The organism is Cellulomonas sp. (assembly GCF_015234515.1).
Classification (GTDB): domain Bacteria; phylum Actinomycetota; class Actinomycetes; order Actinomycetales; family Cellulomonadaceae; genus Cellulomonas.
The window spans coordinates 358,088-373,077 of record NZ_JADGMY010000028.1; the positions used below are offsets into that span (position 1 = coordinate 358,088).

The following is a 14,990-nucleotide window of genomic DNA, read 5'->3' on the forward strand; positions in this document are numbered from 1 at the left end:
CACGGGCGCGAGAGTGCAATCCAGTCACCACCTCCGCACGCGAGAATGCAATCCAGTCACTTCCCCACCCTTCACGGGCGCGAGAGTGCAATCCAGTCACCACCGCACGACTGGATTGCACTCTCACCCCCACCTGGGGGGCAGGCGACTGGATTGCACTCTCACCCTCGGGGTGGAAGGTGACTGGATTGCACTCTCACCCTCGGGGTGGAAGGTGACTGGATTGCACTCTCACCCTCACCTCGGGGGTGGGAAGGTGACTCGATTGCACTCTCACCCCAACTGGGGGCAGGCGACCGGATCGCACTCTCACCCCCACCTCGGGGCAGGCGACTGGATTGCACTCTCACCCCCACCTGGGGGGCAGTCGACTGGATTGCACTCTCACCCCACCTGGGGGGAGGTGACTGGATTGCACTCTCACCCCACCTGGGGGTCATCCGAAGGTGATGGAGGTGTAGAGCCAGCCGTCGTAGGAGACGGCGCCGATGTAGGCCGTCGAGTAGCCGCCCAGCATCTGCTGGTTGTGACCGCTCGAGGCGGCATACGCCGCGATCATGCGCGTCGCGTTGCCGGGGCTCACGCGCCCGACGATCTCCGGGCGCGCCTTGGGTGAACCGGCGCGTGTCCCCGAGTGCCAGATGCTGTTCGACGCAGCCATCTGCATCGCGTGCTCGACCCGCGCTCCGGAGCGCACGATCGACAGACCGCCCAGCCCGTTGGCGGCGCGGTGGGCGTTGAGGGCCGCACCGACGTCACCGGACGAGGCCTCGGAGCCTGCCGCGGGAAGTCCGGCAGCGGCCGGTGCCCCGGCAGCGGGTGCGCCTGCCGACCCCCCGGTGCTCGTGCCGGCCCGGGTGCCGGAGCCCGCGCTCGTCGCACGGCGGGTGGTGCTGCTCTTGGACGACCCGCGCGCCGCGTCGCGGGCTGCTGCCGCCTGCGCGGCGGCCTGAGCAGCAGCGGCTTCGGCCGCGATGCGCGCGTCCTCGGCTGCCTGCCACGCCGCCTGCGCGTCCGCGACGGCCTTCTCGGGGCCGGCGAGGGCGGCGTTCGACGTCCGCAGCGACGTCAAGGAGACGGCAGGCGCATCGAGCGCGCGGGCCGCACCGTCGATTGCGGCCTGCAGCGCCCCCCGCGGGCCGTCCCCGGCCTGCGCCGACCCCGCGAGGGTCGCCGAGGCGCGCTCCACGGCGGCGCGGCCGGTGGTGCTCGCGTCGGTGCGCAGCGCGGTGACGACCGCGGTCCCGGCGACGAGACCGTCGACGCGACCGGCCGCCAGCTCGGGCGCCAGAGCCAGGTAGGCGCCGTCGACGCGGGCCTGCGCTGCGCGGCGTGCCTCGGCACGCTCGCCGCGCTCCTGCTGGACTGCCCACACGCCACCGGAGGTGATGAGCACGGCGGCCGCGGTGAGCAGCGCCACGACCTGCCGCGCGCGAGGGCGCTCCGTCGCGGGTGCGAGCACCACGCGGGCGGGTACGACGGGCACGGGTGCCGACACGAGGTGCCCTGCCTGCGTCGGGATGAGCGGCTTCACGGGCTGTGCCGCCGGTGGTGGCGAGCCCGCTGCGGGCGCCGCCCCGGCGGCAGGTGGTGCGCTGGTGGCTGCCCCGCTGGTCCGGTCGCCCGGCCGGCGCGCGCCGGTGTCCTGCCGTCCGCTCATCGGGTCCCCCCTGGGTGGTCGCCTCTTGCGACCTCATCGGCACTTGCAGCGTCCGACCTGAGCATGCGCGCCGCAATTGGGGGCACATATGGTCACTTGTCTTGCACATTGGTGCAGTTCCGGCGGACGGTACGGACCGGAGGTTCCGCCACGATGGGACACGTGGACCCCGACCAGCTCGACGCCATCGACCAGGCGATCCTGCGGGCCCTGGCCCGGGACGCCCGCACCACCTTCGCGAGGATCGGCTCGGAGGTCTCGTTGTCGGCGCCGGCCGTCAAACGGCGCGTCGACCGGCTGCGCGGGCGCGGCGTCATCCGCGGGTTCACCGTGCGCCTGGACCCCGCGGCGCTCGGCTGGCACACCGAGGCGTTCGTCGAGATCTTCTGCCAGGGCTCAACGAGCCCGGCGACCATGCGCACCGCTGTCGAGCGCTACGCCGAGGTCGTGTCGGCGAGCACCGTGACGGGCGACGTCGACCTGGTCGTCCAGGTGAGAGCCCGCGACATGCGCCACCTCGAGGAGGTCGTCGAGCGGCTCGCGGCCGAGCCGTTCGTGGCGCGCACCCGCTCGACCGTCGTCCTGTCGGCACTCGTGCGGCGCCCCGACGCGCTCCCCGTCACGGACGCGCCCGGACCGCCCTGAACGGGTGCGTCGTCAGCCCTCCGCCACGTCCTCGCAGCGCGTCGTCACGACCATCACGGGGCAGCGCGCGTGGTGCAGCACGGCCTGGCTCGTCGACCCGAGCAGCAGACCGGCGAAGCCGCCGCGCCCCCGTGACCCGACGACGACGAGGTCCGTGGCCGCGGAGAACTCCGTCAGCAGCTCGGCGCCCGTGCCGTCGAGCACCCGGCGCCGCACCTCCGTCCCCGGGTGGTCGGCGAGCGCGCGGTCGACGACGACGTCGAGCCCCTCGGCCATGTCCTTGAGGACCTGCTCGTAGTCGATCGCGGACGGCAGCCACGCGAGCGCCCCGGTCATCGAGGCGATCGGCACACCCGTCACGGCGAACAGCTCCGCGTCCCACGCCTGCGCCTCCCGGATCGCGGCGCGCAGCGCTCGCTCCGCGGGCGGCGACCCGTCGACGCCGACGACGATGCGGCGGACCGGCCGGACCTGCGGCGCCTCGCCGTCGCGCAGCGGCTCGCCGTCGGCACCCCGCAGCGGCACGACGACCGTCGGGCACCAGCCGTGCGCAGGGAGCGCCGACGAGACCGTCCCCAGCAGCCTGTCCGCGAACCCGCCGCGCCCCCGGGTCCCCACGACGGCGAGCTCGACGCTCCGCGACTCCTCCACGAGCACACCCGCTGCGTCGCCCGTGACGACCCGCCCGTGCACCGGCACCCCGGGGTCGCGCAGGTGGGCGAGCGCCTCGTCGAGCACCGCCTGGGCACCGCTGCGGATGGTCTCGTCGTCGAGCGCGGCATAGCCTCCGTCGAGGGACGCCGCCGTGAAGGACGGCAGCGAGTACGCCACGACCAGCCGCAGCCCCAGGCCGCGCCTGCGGGCCTCCGCGACCGCCCAGTCCAGGGCGTGCAGACCGGCGATCGACCCGTCGACCCCCACGAGGATCTCGTGCTCCCGCGTCATGTCGCCCTCCGTGTCGCGTCCGGCGCCACGTCGCGCCGGCCCGGTGTCCGGTTCCCGGCCATCGTGGCACAGCGCGACGCGTCGGCGGCGCAGGACCCGCGACGTGGTCGCCGCAGGACCGGCCCGCGGACACCCCGGGGCGCCGACCGAGGTGCGCGGGTCGAGGCGCGGGTCAGGCGACGAGGTACGGCGACCACGCCGGCTCGGCGCGGCCGGCCGCGCCACCCACGGTGACGGACCATCGGGGCGCCCGCGGCCGGAAGGGGAGCTCCCACCCCAGCTCGTGCAACGTGCGGTCGGCCTTGCGGTGGTTGCACCGCACGCAGGCGGCGACGACGTTGGTCCACTCGTGCCGTCCGCCGCGCGAGCGCGGCTGCACGTGGTCGACCGTGTCCGCGCCGCCTCCGCAGTACGCGCACCGGTGGTCGTCGCGCTGCAGCACCGTGCGTCGCGTCGGCGGCACGGGCCGGCGGTGCGGGACGTGCACGTACCGCGTGAGCACCAGCACGACCGGCAGGGGCATCTGCAGGTGCGCGGAGTGCAGCACACGACCGTCGGACTCCACGACGTTCGCCTTGCCGCTCATCACGAGCATGACCGCCCGGTGCAGCGTGACGATGCACAGCGGGTCACCGGTGGCGTTGAGCAGCAGCGCGCGGGACGGCACCGGGGCGCGCTCGACGTCGTGGTGGGTGGCCTGCTCGGCGGCGGTCGTCAGCACGGTGCACTCCTGACCTCGGGGGTCGGACCGGCTGGCTGCCGGTCCGCGAACGAGAAGGAACAGCGTGGATGCGGGACCAGGGTACGCGCACGCCCTTTGTCCGCCGAGGCGGGCGCCGAGACCGGTCCGGCACATGGTCCACAAGCGTGACGGAGGCGCGACCGCCGCGCCGAGCGGCGGGTGCCCGTGAAGGTGACGAGGCCCGTAGAGACGACGAGGCCCCGACGACGTGGACGTCGTCGGGGCCTCGCGGCACGGGTCGTGTCAGCCGATCCGGATGAAGGTCGGGTTGCTCTGCCAGATGGCCCGGAACTGGACCGTCTTGCCCGGGCGGGGTGCGTCGATCATCTGGTTGCCACCGGCGTAGATGCCGACGTGGCCAGGGCTCCAGATGAGGTCACCGGGCTGCGCGTCGGCGCGGGAGACGACCGTGCCGGCGTTGCGCTGCGCGGACGACGTGCGCGGCAGCGTGATGCCGAGCTGCGCGTAGACGTACGACGTGAAGCCGGAGCAGTCCATGCCCTCGGGGCTGGCGCCGCCGGAGACGTACGGGACGCCCACGTAGCGGGCCGCGACCTCGAGGACCGCGTTGCCGGCGACCGACTGCGGGACCGGGTTGCTCGTGGTCGCTGCCGCGGCGGTCGCGGCCGTCGCGGCACGCTCGGCCGTACGGGACGCGGCACGCGTGGTGCGCACGGGCGGCGGCGGCGGTGCGGGCTTCTCAGCCGTGATCACCGGCGCGTCGACGGTGAACGCGGCCTCGGCCGGGGACGCCACGACGGGTGAGGTGTTGAGGACGGCGCGAGCGGAGGCCGTCAGGGCGGACGTGTCGACGGCGGCGAGCGCTGGGGCGCTGTCACGGTCGGCCGCGTAGGACGGGACGGCGATCATCGAGACCATCAGCCCGGACGAGGCGGCCACGACAGCGGAGCGTCGACCGACGGTACCCATCTGCTCGGAGGCGGCGTTCGCAAGCTCGGTCAGCGGCGTCGAAGGACGTCGCGCGGCGCGGTGGCGCGCCCGGTTGGTGCTTTCGGACAACGAGTTGCCTCTCCTGTCGCCTACGAGGTGAGCTGTCGGGTTCGGGTGGGAGAACACCCGGCCGGTCATCCGTCACGACCTGCCGCACACCTGCGTGCACCGCTGTCGCGCCGTCGTCCCGGCTTCACCCCAAGGGCACCGAGGTTCCGATGCCCACAATGTGGTTCCCCCGCCCCTGCCGGCGAGTCGTACGGACCTGCGAGCGGCGGCAGGGTTCGGCGTTCCGCTCGAGGGCTTCCTGGAGGAGGGTTCCGAGAAGCAGGTCGAACGTACATGACGCCCTCGTGGATTGTCACGCTCCGGTCACGAAGATCTCGGACTTGTCATGGACGATCGTCCGACACGCCGGGCGACACGCCGACGGAACGCCGACCGAAGACGCACAGGCCGTTGCACGTCCGGGCGAAACGGACTCACCCGCGCCACGGCGGGGCTCACGCGGCACCAGGAGGCGGATCAGGCCCCGACGAAGACGTGCCGGGCGACGTCGGTCGGCAGGTCCAGGACCGTGCTCGCACCCTCGACGCCGACCGTGACGACGCCCGCGGACCGCTCGACCGTCACCCGCGCACCCGGCGTCACACCCGCGTCCGCGAGCCGCGTGAGCAGCTCGACGTCGACCTGCAGCGGTTCTGCGATGCGCGCGATCACGGCCGTGCCGTCGGCTGCCGCGCCGGGCGCGGTGAGCGGCACGACACCGTCGAGGAAGCGCACGGGCGTGCGCTCCTCGCCGATCTCGTCCAGGCCGGGGATCGGGTTGCCGTACGGGTCGAAGTGCGGGTGGTCGAGGAGCGAGGCCAGGCGCTTCTCGACGCGCTCGCTCATGACGTGCTCCCAGCGGCACGCCTCCTCGTGGACGTGCGGCCAGTCGAGGCCGATGACGTCCGTGAGGAGGCGCTCGGCGAGGCGGTGCTTGCGCATCACGCGCACGGCCTTCGCCTGCCCGTCACCCGTCAGCTCGAGGTGACGGTCGCCCGTGACCACGACCAGACCGTCCCGCTCCATGCGGGCGACCGTCTGGGAGACGGTCGGGCCGGAGTGCCCGAGGCGCTCGGCGATGCGCGCACGCAGGGGGGTGATGCCTTCCTCGGTGAGCTCGTAGATCGTCTTGAGATACATCTCGGTCGTGTCGATCAGGTCGCTCACCGCTCGGCCTCCCACGTCGCGTCGAACGGCCGGGGACACCCGCGCCGCATGCTGCGGCCCAGGGTAGTCGGCCCTACGCGGGCGGACGGGACCGCCGCCGCGCTGGCCGCGTCGATATCCTCGGTTCGTGCCCGACGCCGACGCCATCGCCCGCCTGACGATCCCTGCCGACCTGCTCCCGCGTGACGGGCGCTTCGGGTCCGGCCCGTCCAAGGTGCGCGCCGCGCAGCTCGACGCCCTGACCGCCGTGGGGCGCACGCTCCTGGGCACGTCCCACCGGCAGGCGCCCGTCCGTGCCCTCGTCGGACGCGTCAAGGCGGGCCTGGCCGCCCTGTTCGACGCACCCGACGGGTACGAGGTCGTCCTGGGCAACGGCGGGTCGACGCTCTTCTGGGACGTCGCGACGCTGTGCCTGGTGCAGGACCGCGCGGCGCACGCACGGTTCGGGGAGTTCGGGGCGAAGTTCGCCGCGGCGACGACGCGGGCGCCGTTCCTCGCGGTCCCCGAGGTCACGACGGCGCCGCCCGGGCAGGTGGCCGTGCCGCCGCCGACGGACGGGGTCGACGTGTACGCGTGGCCGCACAACGAGACGTCGACGGGCGTGATCGCCCCGGTCCGCCGGGTCCCGGGCTCGCGCGAGGCGGGCGCTCTCGTGCTCGTGGACGGCACGTCGGCCGCCGGCGGGACGACCGTCGACGTCGGCGAGACGGACGTCTACTACTTCGCCCCGCAGAAGTCGTTCGCGTCCGACGGCGGGCTGTGGCTCGCGCTGACGTCGCCGGCGGCCGTCGAGCGGGCGGCACGCATCGAGGGTGCGGGCCGGTGGGTGCCGGAGTCGCTGTCGTTCACGGCCGCCGTGACGAACTCGCGCGCCGACCAGACGCTCAACACCCCGGCGCTGGCCACGCTGGTGCTGCTGGCCGAGCAGCTCGACTGGATCCTCGAGCAGGGCGGGCTCGCGTGGGCGGCCCAGCGCACCGCCACGTCGTCGGGGCACCTGTACTCGTGGGCGGAGAGCCGGGACTGGGCCACGCCGTTCGTCGCGGACCCCGCGCTGCGCTCCCCCGTGGTCGGCACCATCGACCTCGCCCCGGAGATCGACGCACCCACGGTCACCGCGGTGCTGCGGCGTCACGGCGTCGTGGACATCGAGCCGTACCGCAAGCTGGGCCGCAACCAGGTCCGCGTCGGGATGTACCCGGCGGTCGACCCGGACGACGTGGTCGCGCTGACGGCGTGCATCGACCACGTCGTGCAGCGCCTCGGCTGAGCCGCTGCGCGCGACGCCCGCAGGGCCCGGCACCGCGAGGTGCCGGGCCCTGTGCGCGTCAGACCCGGGTCGGACCGCGTCGGACGACGTCAGGCGCGACGGCGCCGCGCGGCGAGCACCCCACCGACGCCGGCGAGGACGAGCCCGCTCGCGATGAGTGCGAGGGGTCCGGCGGTCGATCCCGTCGCCGAGAGCACCTCGGCCCGTTCGGCGGCCGGCGCGGCCGCGGCGGCGGGGGCGTCGGGGCCGGCCACCAGGACGTCGGACCGCTCGGGCCCGGTGAGGCACACGGGGCTCGACGGCGGGTACGCGACGACGGCCGACGCGCTGGGGTTCACCTCGAAGGTCACCTCGACGGACGGGCGCACCCAGTCGAACTCGTCGCCCTCGACCCAGGTCCCGCCCTCGAGGCGCCAGCCGGGCCAGTCGGCACCCTTGCCGTCGGCACCGACGACGGCGCCGGGCCACAGCACGGTCCCCGACAGCGGCTGGTCGGCGTACACGACGTCGTCGCCGCCGGGGTTGACGAACGCGATGGTGACGCTGGTCCGGTCGGTGCCCACCGGCGTGACGGCGTACCGCAGCTTCGGCACGTCGTTGTCGCAGACAGGTGTCAGGATGGTGACGTCGACCTCGCAGGGCAGCTCGGCCCCGTAGTCGTCGACGCCCCGCGTGCAGCCGTCCGCAGGCGGGGGCACCGGCTGCTGGGTCGCTGCGGTCGCGGCCGGGCCGAGGCCCGTGGCCGCCAGGACGAGGCCTGCGACGGCGCAGACCCTGATGAACGCGCGCATGCTGGCTCCCACGTGGAATCGGACATTTCGTGCTTCATCCTCTCCCCAGGGGCGCGCGTAATCTATCGCCATTCGGGTGAACCGGACAGATCGGACACTTTTCACCCGACCGTGCGTGCCCTCACTCGCAGCGGTAGGACACGGCTCCCGGCGACGTCAGCGTGGGTGTGGTCCACAGCTGGGCAGCACCGTCCTGCAGCGGCACGGTGACCACGAGGTCCTGCGTCTGGCCGGGGGTCAGCCGGGACGCGACCTCCTGCACCGTGCGTCCTGCGACCGTGGTGACCCTTCCGGTGGCCGGCGCGCCGTCGCGCGTGACGACCAGCGGCGCGCCGTCCCGGGCGGACCACACCGAGACGTTGGTGAGCAGCGTGCCGAGCGCCACCTCGGGTCCCGGCGTGCCCGCGACGTACGGGCCCCACGTCTCGACGCCGTCGGGCGGGCGGAAGTCCAGGTGCAGCACGACGTCGACGGTCGGCGAGGGCCCGGTGCACCGCGCGTCACGGAACGTGACGTCCGTCGAGAGGTAGGCCCCGAGCTTGCCCTGGGTGGCGTCCGCGAGGAACACCCCGGCCTGGTCGGCGAACAGCTCCGAGGACGTGAAGGCGCCGCCCCCGACGGTCGCGGCGAGGCGCTCCTGCTCGTCGGGGTGCGCGGACCAGACCCGCACCCGCCTCTCGTCGACCGCACGGCGGCTGGCGAGCAGCAGGGCCTGCGAGTCCCCCGTCCCGGCTCCGACGGACGCGACGAGGCTGGCCGCGACCGCGCCGAAGTAGTCGTCGGCCGCAGCGGGGTCCGGGTGGCGCACGTAGGAGTCGCGCAGCAGCGCGTCGACCAGGCCGTCCGCGTCGAGCGTGCCGCCGTCCGGGTCGGCCACGGATCCGGTGGCGGCGACGAGCCCGGCCACCGCCACGGGATCGGTCGCGACGACGCCGTCGACCGTCCCCCCGACGGAGTGCGCCCACCGCGCCGCGACCAGCTCCGCCGCACGGGGGAAGTCGGGCGTGAGCACCGCGTTCTGGATCCACCTGCCCAGGCGGGGGCCCCAGGTGTCGAGCTCCTCGGACGTCAGCGGCGCGACGGCGGCGGGCAGGCCGGGCAGGTCCCGGGTGGAGCGGCTGTCCACGAGTGAGACCGCGCCGTCGTCGACCCGCACGGCGACGACCGTGCCGACGATCCCGCCCGGAGGGCGCAGCTCGGCCGTGTTGAGCGCGAGCACGAGGTAGGTGCGCGGCCCGTCACCGCCCAGCATGCCCGGCAGGATGCCGGCCACGCTGCCGGCCGGCCCGAGACCGGCGTCGATGCGCGCGAGGGCGTCCTGCACCTGCCGCACCGGGTCGGCGAGCGGCTCCACGAGCGCGTCGGGGTCGAGCGCCGCGACGTCGGCGTGGGCGTCGGCCGCGGTGCCGGCGGCGGTCTCGACGCGGGCGGCGACCTCGCGCAGGGCCGCGACGTCGAACCGGCCGTCGGGCAGGCGCAGGCCACCGCCCGCGAGCGCGCGCAGGTCGGTGGCGGCGGGGAGCGAGTCGGCGACGACCGCGTCGAGCGACGTCGAGACGACGCGGACGGCCTCGAGCTGGTCACCCGCCCACGGGAGCCCCTCGGCGGCACGCCACACGGGGTCGGACGACGCGGCGGCAGCCCGCTGCGTGGACTCCCGCAGCGCGTCGAGGTCGTCGGTGACCGCGTCGACGGACGCCGCGTCGAGCTCGACGTCACCCAGCCACGCGCGCGCGTCCTGCAGCGCGGACGCCGCCTGCCAGGCACGCAGGGCGACCCACCCGACGGCGAGCAGCACCAGGACGACCAGGAGCACGAGCGTCCAGGCCAGCGCGCGCCGACGGCGCGGCCCGACCGGAGTCGGCTCGGCCCGCCGCGCGACCGCCAGCGCCGCACCGTCGTGCTCGGCCGGAGCCCCCGTCGTGTCCACGAGCCGATCGTGGCACATCGGACCTTTCGGACATCGCCTCCCGGGTGCCGTTTCACCCGTGAGTCCGCCCGCTCGGCCCAGCGCCGACGCAGTCGGGCCGGGCCGGGCGCCGATCAGGCGGCGTGCTGCGCGTCCGCGGCGTCCTGCGCGCGCACCCGCGCGGGCGCGTCCTGCGCGCGCCGCTCCCCTGCAGCGGTGGGCACCTCCTGGGCATCCCCGCTCGGCACCGGGGCGCGGTCCGCGAGGCGGACGACCTCGATGTGCGGGCGCGACGTCACGTGGTAGCGGACCCGCACGTCCCAGTGGTTGCGGGCCCACCAGGCGGCACCAACCGAGACGAGCAGCGCGGAGATCGAGCCGACGCCGATCGACCAGCGGGCGCCGAACGTCTCACCGATCCACCCGACGATGGGCGAGCCGACGGGCGTGGCCCCGAGGAAGACGATCATGTAGAGGGACATCACCCGCCCGCGCATCTTCGGGTCGGTGGACATCTGGATGCTCGTGTTGGCGGCCGTCATCATCGTGAGCGACGCGAAGCCGACGGGGATGCACGCGACGGCGAACGACACGTAGGTGGGCATGAGCGCCATGACGCCCGTCGTGATCCCGAACGCGAACGCGGACCCGATGACGAGCCGCACGCGGGGCCGCTCGCGGCGGGCCGCGAGCAGCGCGCCGGTCAGCGAGCCGATCGCCAGGACCGAGCCGAGGATGCCGTACTCCTGCGCACCGCGCCCGAACTCGGTGCGCGCCATGAGGGCGCTGGTGAGCTGGAAGTTGAGGCCGAACGTCGACACCACCCCGACGACGACCATGATGACGATGATGTCGGAGCGGTTGCGCACGTAGGCGATGCCCTCGCGGATCTGCCCCTTGGCCCGCGACGCGTGCGGCATCGGGTACAGCTCGCTGCGGCGCATGAGGACGAGCGAGATGATGGTCGCGGCGAACGTCACGGCGTTGATGACGAACACCCAGCCGCTGCCGACGGCGGCGATGAGCAGGCCCGCGAGACCAGGGCCCACGAGGCGCGCGGCGTTGAACGACGCGCTGTTCAGGCCCACGGCGTTGGACAGCCGGCCGGCGGGGACGAGCTCGGCGACGAACGTCTGACGGACGGGCCCGTCGATCGCGGTGACGACGCCGAGCATCCCGGCGAAGGCGTAGACCTGCCACAGCTGGGCGTTCCCCGACAGCACGAGCAGACCCAGGGCGGCCGCGAGGACGCCCTGCCCCACCTGCGTGGCGATGAGCAGCTTGCGCCGGTCGAAGCGGTCGGCCAGGAGCCCGGCCCACGCGGAGAGGAAGAGCGTGGGCGCGAACTGCAGGGCCGTGGTGATGCCGACGGCGATGCCGGACTCGTCGGTCAGCTCGGTCAGGACCAGCCAGTCCTGCGCGACGCGCTGCATCCACGTGCCGACGTTCGCGACGAGCGCGCCGGCGAACCACAGCCGGTAGTTGCGGAAGGAGAGGGAGGAGAAGGTGGCACTCACGACGCGGTGATCCTCCGGAGGATCTCGGCGGCCTGGGTGAGCACGGCGCGGTCCTCGGTGTCGAGACCCGCGAGACGTGCGGAGAGCCAGGCATCCCGGCGGCGGCGGGTCTCGGCGACCTCGGCCTCACCCTCGGCGGTGAGGCTGACGACGACCTGACGCCCGTCGGTGGGGTGCTCGTCCTTGCGGACGAGGCCACGGTCGGCGAGGCACCCGACCGTGCGGGTCATGGCGGGAGCGGCGATGCGCTCGTGCTCGGCGAGCCGCCCCGGGCTCGTCGGCCCTTCGCGCAGCAGGATGGCCAGGACGTTGAACTGGGGGTCCGAGAGCCCGGCCTCCCCGCGCTCGGCCTTGAGACGGCGGGTGGCCCGGCTCAGGGTCACCCGCAGGTCGGCAGCGAGGGCCAGGTCCGTGCCCGCCGACGCGGTGGCGGGTTCGGGTGGAGGGTTCGGGGAGACGGTCGACACGGGTACTTACCCTACATCATTACTGCGAGTCAGGACCCGTGATCCTTACCGGTGGTCACCATCTCACCCGTCGAACGACTTGCGCGCCCGTCGCGTCGTGCGCCAAGGTCGAGGCCCCGGGGGGAGGCTCGATGCAAGGATCGAACTGGGGCGTCTCGAACGACGCGCTCGTGGCCGAGGGCCTGATGGCCTCGACCACCGACCCCGTGACGAACCGTGCCACGGCCGTCTCCCTGCACGCCGAGTGCCCGCGCATGCGCGCCGAGGACGCCGTGCTCACGGTCGTCACGCTCGCGTACGACACGGCGACCACGAACGCGCTGCCCGGTCGCGCACGCGGGCTCGACGTCGCCGAGCGCGTCCTGTGCCGCGACCTGGAGCACTGGGCCGGGCAGAGCGGCACCGCGGTCGCGATCGGCGAGGCGGCGGTGGCCTACCTCGCCCTGGGGACACCCGAGGAGGCGCAGCAGCTCCGCAGCCGCCTGCCCGAGCTGACCACCCGCGTGTCCCGGGACGCCGGCGCCGTGCCGCGCATGTCCGCCGCGCAGGGACCCTCGCGCGAGTCGTCCGACGTGGTGGCCCGTGCCCTCGAGCGGCTGGTCCTCCCCCGCGGGGTGGTGCCCGACCAGGACCAGTGGGCCGCCGGGGCCGCGCGCACCCGCCCGCTGTGGGACGCGACGACCGGCCGACGGTTCGGCACGCAGGTGCGCCTGCAGGCCGCGCGCGTCGGCGCTGCCGCGGCGGACCGCGCGGAGGGCCTGCTGGCCCTCACGCGGTCACCGCGGTCGGTCGACGCCGCCGCCGCTGCGCACCAGGCCATGCCGCAGGTCGTCGCGGCGCAGACCGGCGACGAGCCCGTCATGTGGGACGTCTCCGCCGTGCTGTCGGGCACCGGGCCGGCACGTGCCACGCTCACGCAGGCGCTCACCGACCTGTGCCCTCCGGGGGTGTGGGTCGGGGTGTCCGCGTGGCTCGCCGTCCTCGACGAGGTGCAGCAGGCGCTGCGCACGCTGCGCGCCCGTGGTCACCGCATCGTGCTCACCCGCTACGGGTCGGGACGCGAGCCGCTCGCCGCGTTCGACGAGCTGCCGCTGGACGCGATCCTGCTCGACACGCACCTCGAGACCGGCGCGCGCACGACCTCCGAGGACAGCGCGGTGCTCCTGGCGATCTTCGAGCACGCCGCCCGCAACGGCGTGACCGTGCTCTCCACGTCCCACGGCGCCGTCGACCTGTACCGCCGTCCGGCACCCGTGCTGCGTCCGCGGACCGAGGACCCGGGTGACCAGATCCTCGAACGGGCACGCTTCGTGGGCCTGACGCTGCGGCAGACCGCGATCCTGGTGAACGCGAGCAAGGGCCAGGGGCCCATGGCCCCGCGCTGGGACCGGTACGACGTCGCGACGCACTGGGCCCGCGCGCGGGCGTGACGGCCCGACCGGTCGGCGACGACCGGACGGCGGACGGGCCTCAGGGCCGGCCGAGCGCCCGGTAGGTCCAGCCGGCGGCGCGCCACACCTTCGGGTCCAGCACGTTGCGGCCGTCGACGATGGCGCGGTGGGCCACGACCTCGCCCAGGTCCTCCGGGACCATGTCGCGGTACTCGTCCCACTCCGTGGCGAGCACGACGACGTCGGCGTCCTGCGCCGCCTCGAGCGCCGTGGCCGCGTACTTGAGGTCCGGCCACTTGGCGCGCGCGTTCTCGACCGCCTGCGGGTCGGTCACCGTCACGTGGGCACCCTGGAGCTGCATCTGCGCCGCCACGGACAGCGCCGGGGAGTCGCGGATGTCGTCGCTGTTCGGCTTGAACGCCGCGCCGAGGACGGCGACGCGCTTGCCGACGATGGACCCGGCGCTGACCTCGCGCGCGAGGTCGACCATGCGGACGCGGCGGCGCATGTTGATCGCGTCGACCTCCCGCAGGAACGACAGCGCCTGGTCGACGCCCAGCTCGCCCGCGCGGGCCATGAAGGCGCGGATGTCCTTCGGCAGGCAGCCGCCGCCGAAGCCGAGGCCGGCGTTGAGGAAGCGGCGACCGATGCGCGCGTCGTAGCCGATCGCGTCGGCGAGGCTCGTGACGTCCGCGCCCGTGGCCTCGCACAGCTCGGCCATCGCGTTGATGAACGAGATCTTGGTCGCGAGGAACGAGTTGGCGGCGACCTTGACGAGCTGGGAGGTGGCGTAGTCGGTGACGACGAGCGGCGTGCCCTCGGACAGCGGCGCCGCGTAGACCTCGTCGAGCAGGGCCCGTGCGGCGTCGCCCTCGGGCGTCGGCACGCCCTCGTCGTCCGTCGGCAGGCCGTAGACGAGGCGGTCCGGGTGCAGCGTGTCCTGGACGGCGAAGCCCTCGCGCAGGAACTCCGGGTTCCACACGAGCGACGCACCCGATCCGGCGAGGCGTGCGGCGAGGTCCTCGGCGGTGCCGACCGGCACGGTCGACTTGCCCGCGACCACGTCGCCCGGTGCGAGGTGGGGGCGCAGCGCCTCGAACGCCGACTCGACGTACGACAGGTCGGCACGGAACTCGCCGTGCTTCTGCGGGGTGCCCACGCACAGGAAGTGCACGGTGGCGCCGGCGGCGGCGGCCATGTCGGTGCTGAACGTCAGCCGCCCGGTGCGGCCGACCTCCGCGAGCAGCTCGGGCAGGCCGGGCTCGTAGAACGGTGCCGTCCCCGCGGCGAGGCGGGCGACCTTGCCCGGGTCGACGTCGATGCCGACGACGTCGTGGCCCAGGGACGCCATGCTTGCCGCATGCACCGCGCCGAGGTACCCACAACCGATGACCGAGATGCGCACGTGCTCTCCCCGCTTCAAGGACGATGTCCGGGCAGCGTACCGGGGCGCAGAGGGCGGATCGGGTGAGCGTGGTCACAGGGCG

General features: G+C 74.3%; 13 protein-coding genes and 1 riboswitch. Of the genes, 3 read left to right on the forward strand and 10 right to left on the reverse strand.

The genetic code is table 11. The features are described 5' to 3' along the window. Positions 1 to 436: 436 nt before the first annotated feature. Positions 437 to 1,660, reverse strand: coding sequence for a hypothetical protein (locus tag IR158_RS15225; protein ID WP_291814271.1), 1,224 nt, complete (start codon positions 1,658 to 1,660; stop codon positions 437 to 439). 162 nt (positions 1,661 to 1,822) lie between these two features. Here IR158_RS15225 and IR158_RS15230 point away from each other — a divergent pair, with 162 nt between their 5' ends. Continuing rightward, positions 1,823 to 2,305, forward strand: a complete 483-nt coding sequence (locus tag IR158_RS15230; protein WP_291814273.1) for an Lrp/AsnC family transcriptional regulator — start codon at positions 1,823 to 1,825, stop codon at positions 2,303 to 2,305. Between the two features lie 12 nt (positions 2,306 to 2,317). On the opposite strand, the gene IR158_RS15235 is transcribed toward IR158_RS15230, so the two are convergent. The 4 genes from IR158_RS15235 to IR158_RS15250 form a co-directional block, all read right to left on the reverse strand. Beyond that, positions 2,318 to 3,250 (reverse strand): universal stress protein, encoded by a 933-nt coding sequence (locus tag IR158_RS15235; RefSeq protein ID WP_291814275.1) that lies wholly within the window; start codon positions 3,248 to 3,250, stop codon positions 2,318 to 2,320. A gap of 172 nt (positions 3,251 to 3,422) precedes the next feature. Next, positions 3,423 to 3,971 carry an HNH endonuclease gene (locus tag IR158_RS15240; protein ID WP_291814277.1) on the reverse strand — a complete coding sequence of 183 codons (549 nt, stop codon included), beginning with the start codon at positions 3,969 to 3,971 and terminating at the stop codon, positions 3,423 to 3,425. Positions 3,972 to 4,235: 264 nt separating this feature from the next. After that, positions 4,236 to 5,012, reverse strand: coding sequence for a C40 family peptidase (locus IR158_RS15245; RefSeq protein ID WP_291814279.1), 777 nt, complete (start codon positions 5,010 to 5,012; stop codon positions 4,236 to 4,238). A gap of 3 nt (positions 5,013 to 5,015) precedes the next feature. Next, a riboswitch (cyclic di-AMP (ydaO/yuaA leader) is annotated at positions 5,016 to 5,243 on the reverse strand. Positions 5,244 to 5,468: 225 nt separating this feature from the next. After that, positions 5,469 to 6,158, reverse strand: coding sequence for a metal-dependent transcriptional regulator (locus tag IR158_RS15250; protein WP_291814280.1), 690 nt, complete (start codon positions 6,156 to 6,158; stop codon positions 5,469 to 5,471). 127 nt (positions 6,159 to 6,285) lie between these two features. Here IR158_RS15250 and serC point away from each other — a divergent pair, with 127 nt between their 5' ends. Then, a complete protein-coding gene (gene serC / locus IR158_RS15255) occupies positions 6,286 to 7,428 on the forward strand; it encodes a phosphoserine transaminase (protein ID WP_291814282.1) in 1,143 nt (380 codons plus the stop codon). An 89-nt stretch (positions 7,429 to 7,517) separates the two neighbouring features. Here the strand turns inward: serC and IR158_RS15260 are convergent, their stop codons facing one another. The 4 genes from IR158_RS15260 to IR158_RS15275 form a co-directional block, all read right to left on the reverse strand. Then, the gene (locus IR158_RS15260; protein WP_291814283.1) at positions 7,518 to 8,219 is read right to left on the reverse strand and encodes an LPXTG cell wall anchor domain-containing protein; all 702 of its coding nucleotides are present in this window, start codon (positions 8,217 to 8,219) and stop codon (positions 7,518 to 7,520) included. A gap of 121 nt (positions 8,220 to 8,340) precedes the next feature. Further along, the gene (locus tag IR158_RS15265; protein ID WP_291814285.1) at positions 8,341 to 10,149 is read right to left on the reverse strand and encodes a DUF4012 domain-containing protein; all 1,809 of its coding nucleotides are present in this window, start codon (positions 10,147 to 10,149) and stop codon (positions 8,341 to 8,343) included. A 113-nt stretch (positions 10,150 to 10,262) separates the two neighbouring features. Further along, positions 10,263 to 11,645: an MFS transporter gene (locus IR158_RS15270; RefSeq protein ID WP_291814286.1), complete on the reverse strand. Its 1,383-nt coding sequence runs from the start codon at positions 11,643 to 11,645 to the stop codon at positions 10,263 to 10,265. Continuing rightward, positions 11,642 to 12,112, reverse strand: a complete 471-nt coding sequence (locus IR158_RS15275; RefSeq protein WP_291814288.1) for a MarR family transcriptional regulator — start codon at positions 12,110 to 12,112, stop codon at positions 11,642 to 11,644. Before IR158_RS15275 ends, IR158_RS15270 begins: the two co-directional genes overlap by 4 nt. 131 nt (positions 12,113 to 12,243) lie before the next feature. Here IR158_RS15275 and IR158_RS15280 point away from each other — a divergent pair, with 131 nt between their 5' ends. Continuing rightward, positions 12,244 to 13,542, forward strand: a complete 1,299-nt coding sequence (locus IR158_RS15280) for an EAL domain-containing protein (protein WP_291814290.1) — start codon at positions 12,244 to 12,246, stop codon at positions 13,540 to 13,542. Positions 13,543 to 13,582: 40 nt separating this feature from the next. Here the strand turns inward: IR158_RS15280 and IR158_RS15285 are convergent, their stop codons facing one another. After that, positions 13,583 to 14,908, reverse strand: a complete 1,326-nt coding sequence (locus IR158_RS15285) for a UDP-glucose/GDP-mannose dehydrogenase family protein (protein ID WP_291814292.1) — start codon at positions 14,906 to 14,908, stop codon at positions 13,583 to 13,585. Between the last annotated feature and the right edge of the window lie 82 nt (positions 14,909 to 14,990).

Bases quoted from the DNA above. Each gene is read 5' to 3' on its own strand.
- IR158_RS15235 (WP_291814275.1), bottom strand. From the start codon at position 3,250: ATGACGCGGGAGCACGAGATCCTCGTGGGGGTCGACGGGTCGATCGCC.
- IR158_RS15225 (WP_291814271.1), bottom strand. From the start codon at position 1,660: ATGAGCGGACGGCAGGACACCGGCGCGCGCCGGCCGGGCGACCGGACC.
- IR158_RS15280 (WP_291814290.1), top strand. From the start codon at position 12,244: ATGCAAGGATCGAACTGGGGCGTCTCGAACGACGCGCTCGTGGCCGAG.
- IR158_RS15260 (WP_291814283.1), bottom strand. From the start codon at position 8,219: ATGCGCGCGTTCATCAGGGTCTGCGCCGTCGCAGGCCTCGTCCTGGCG.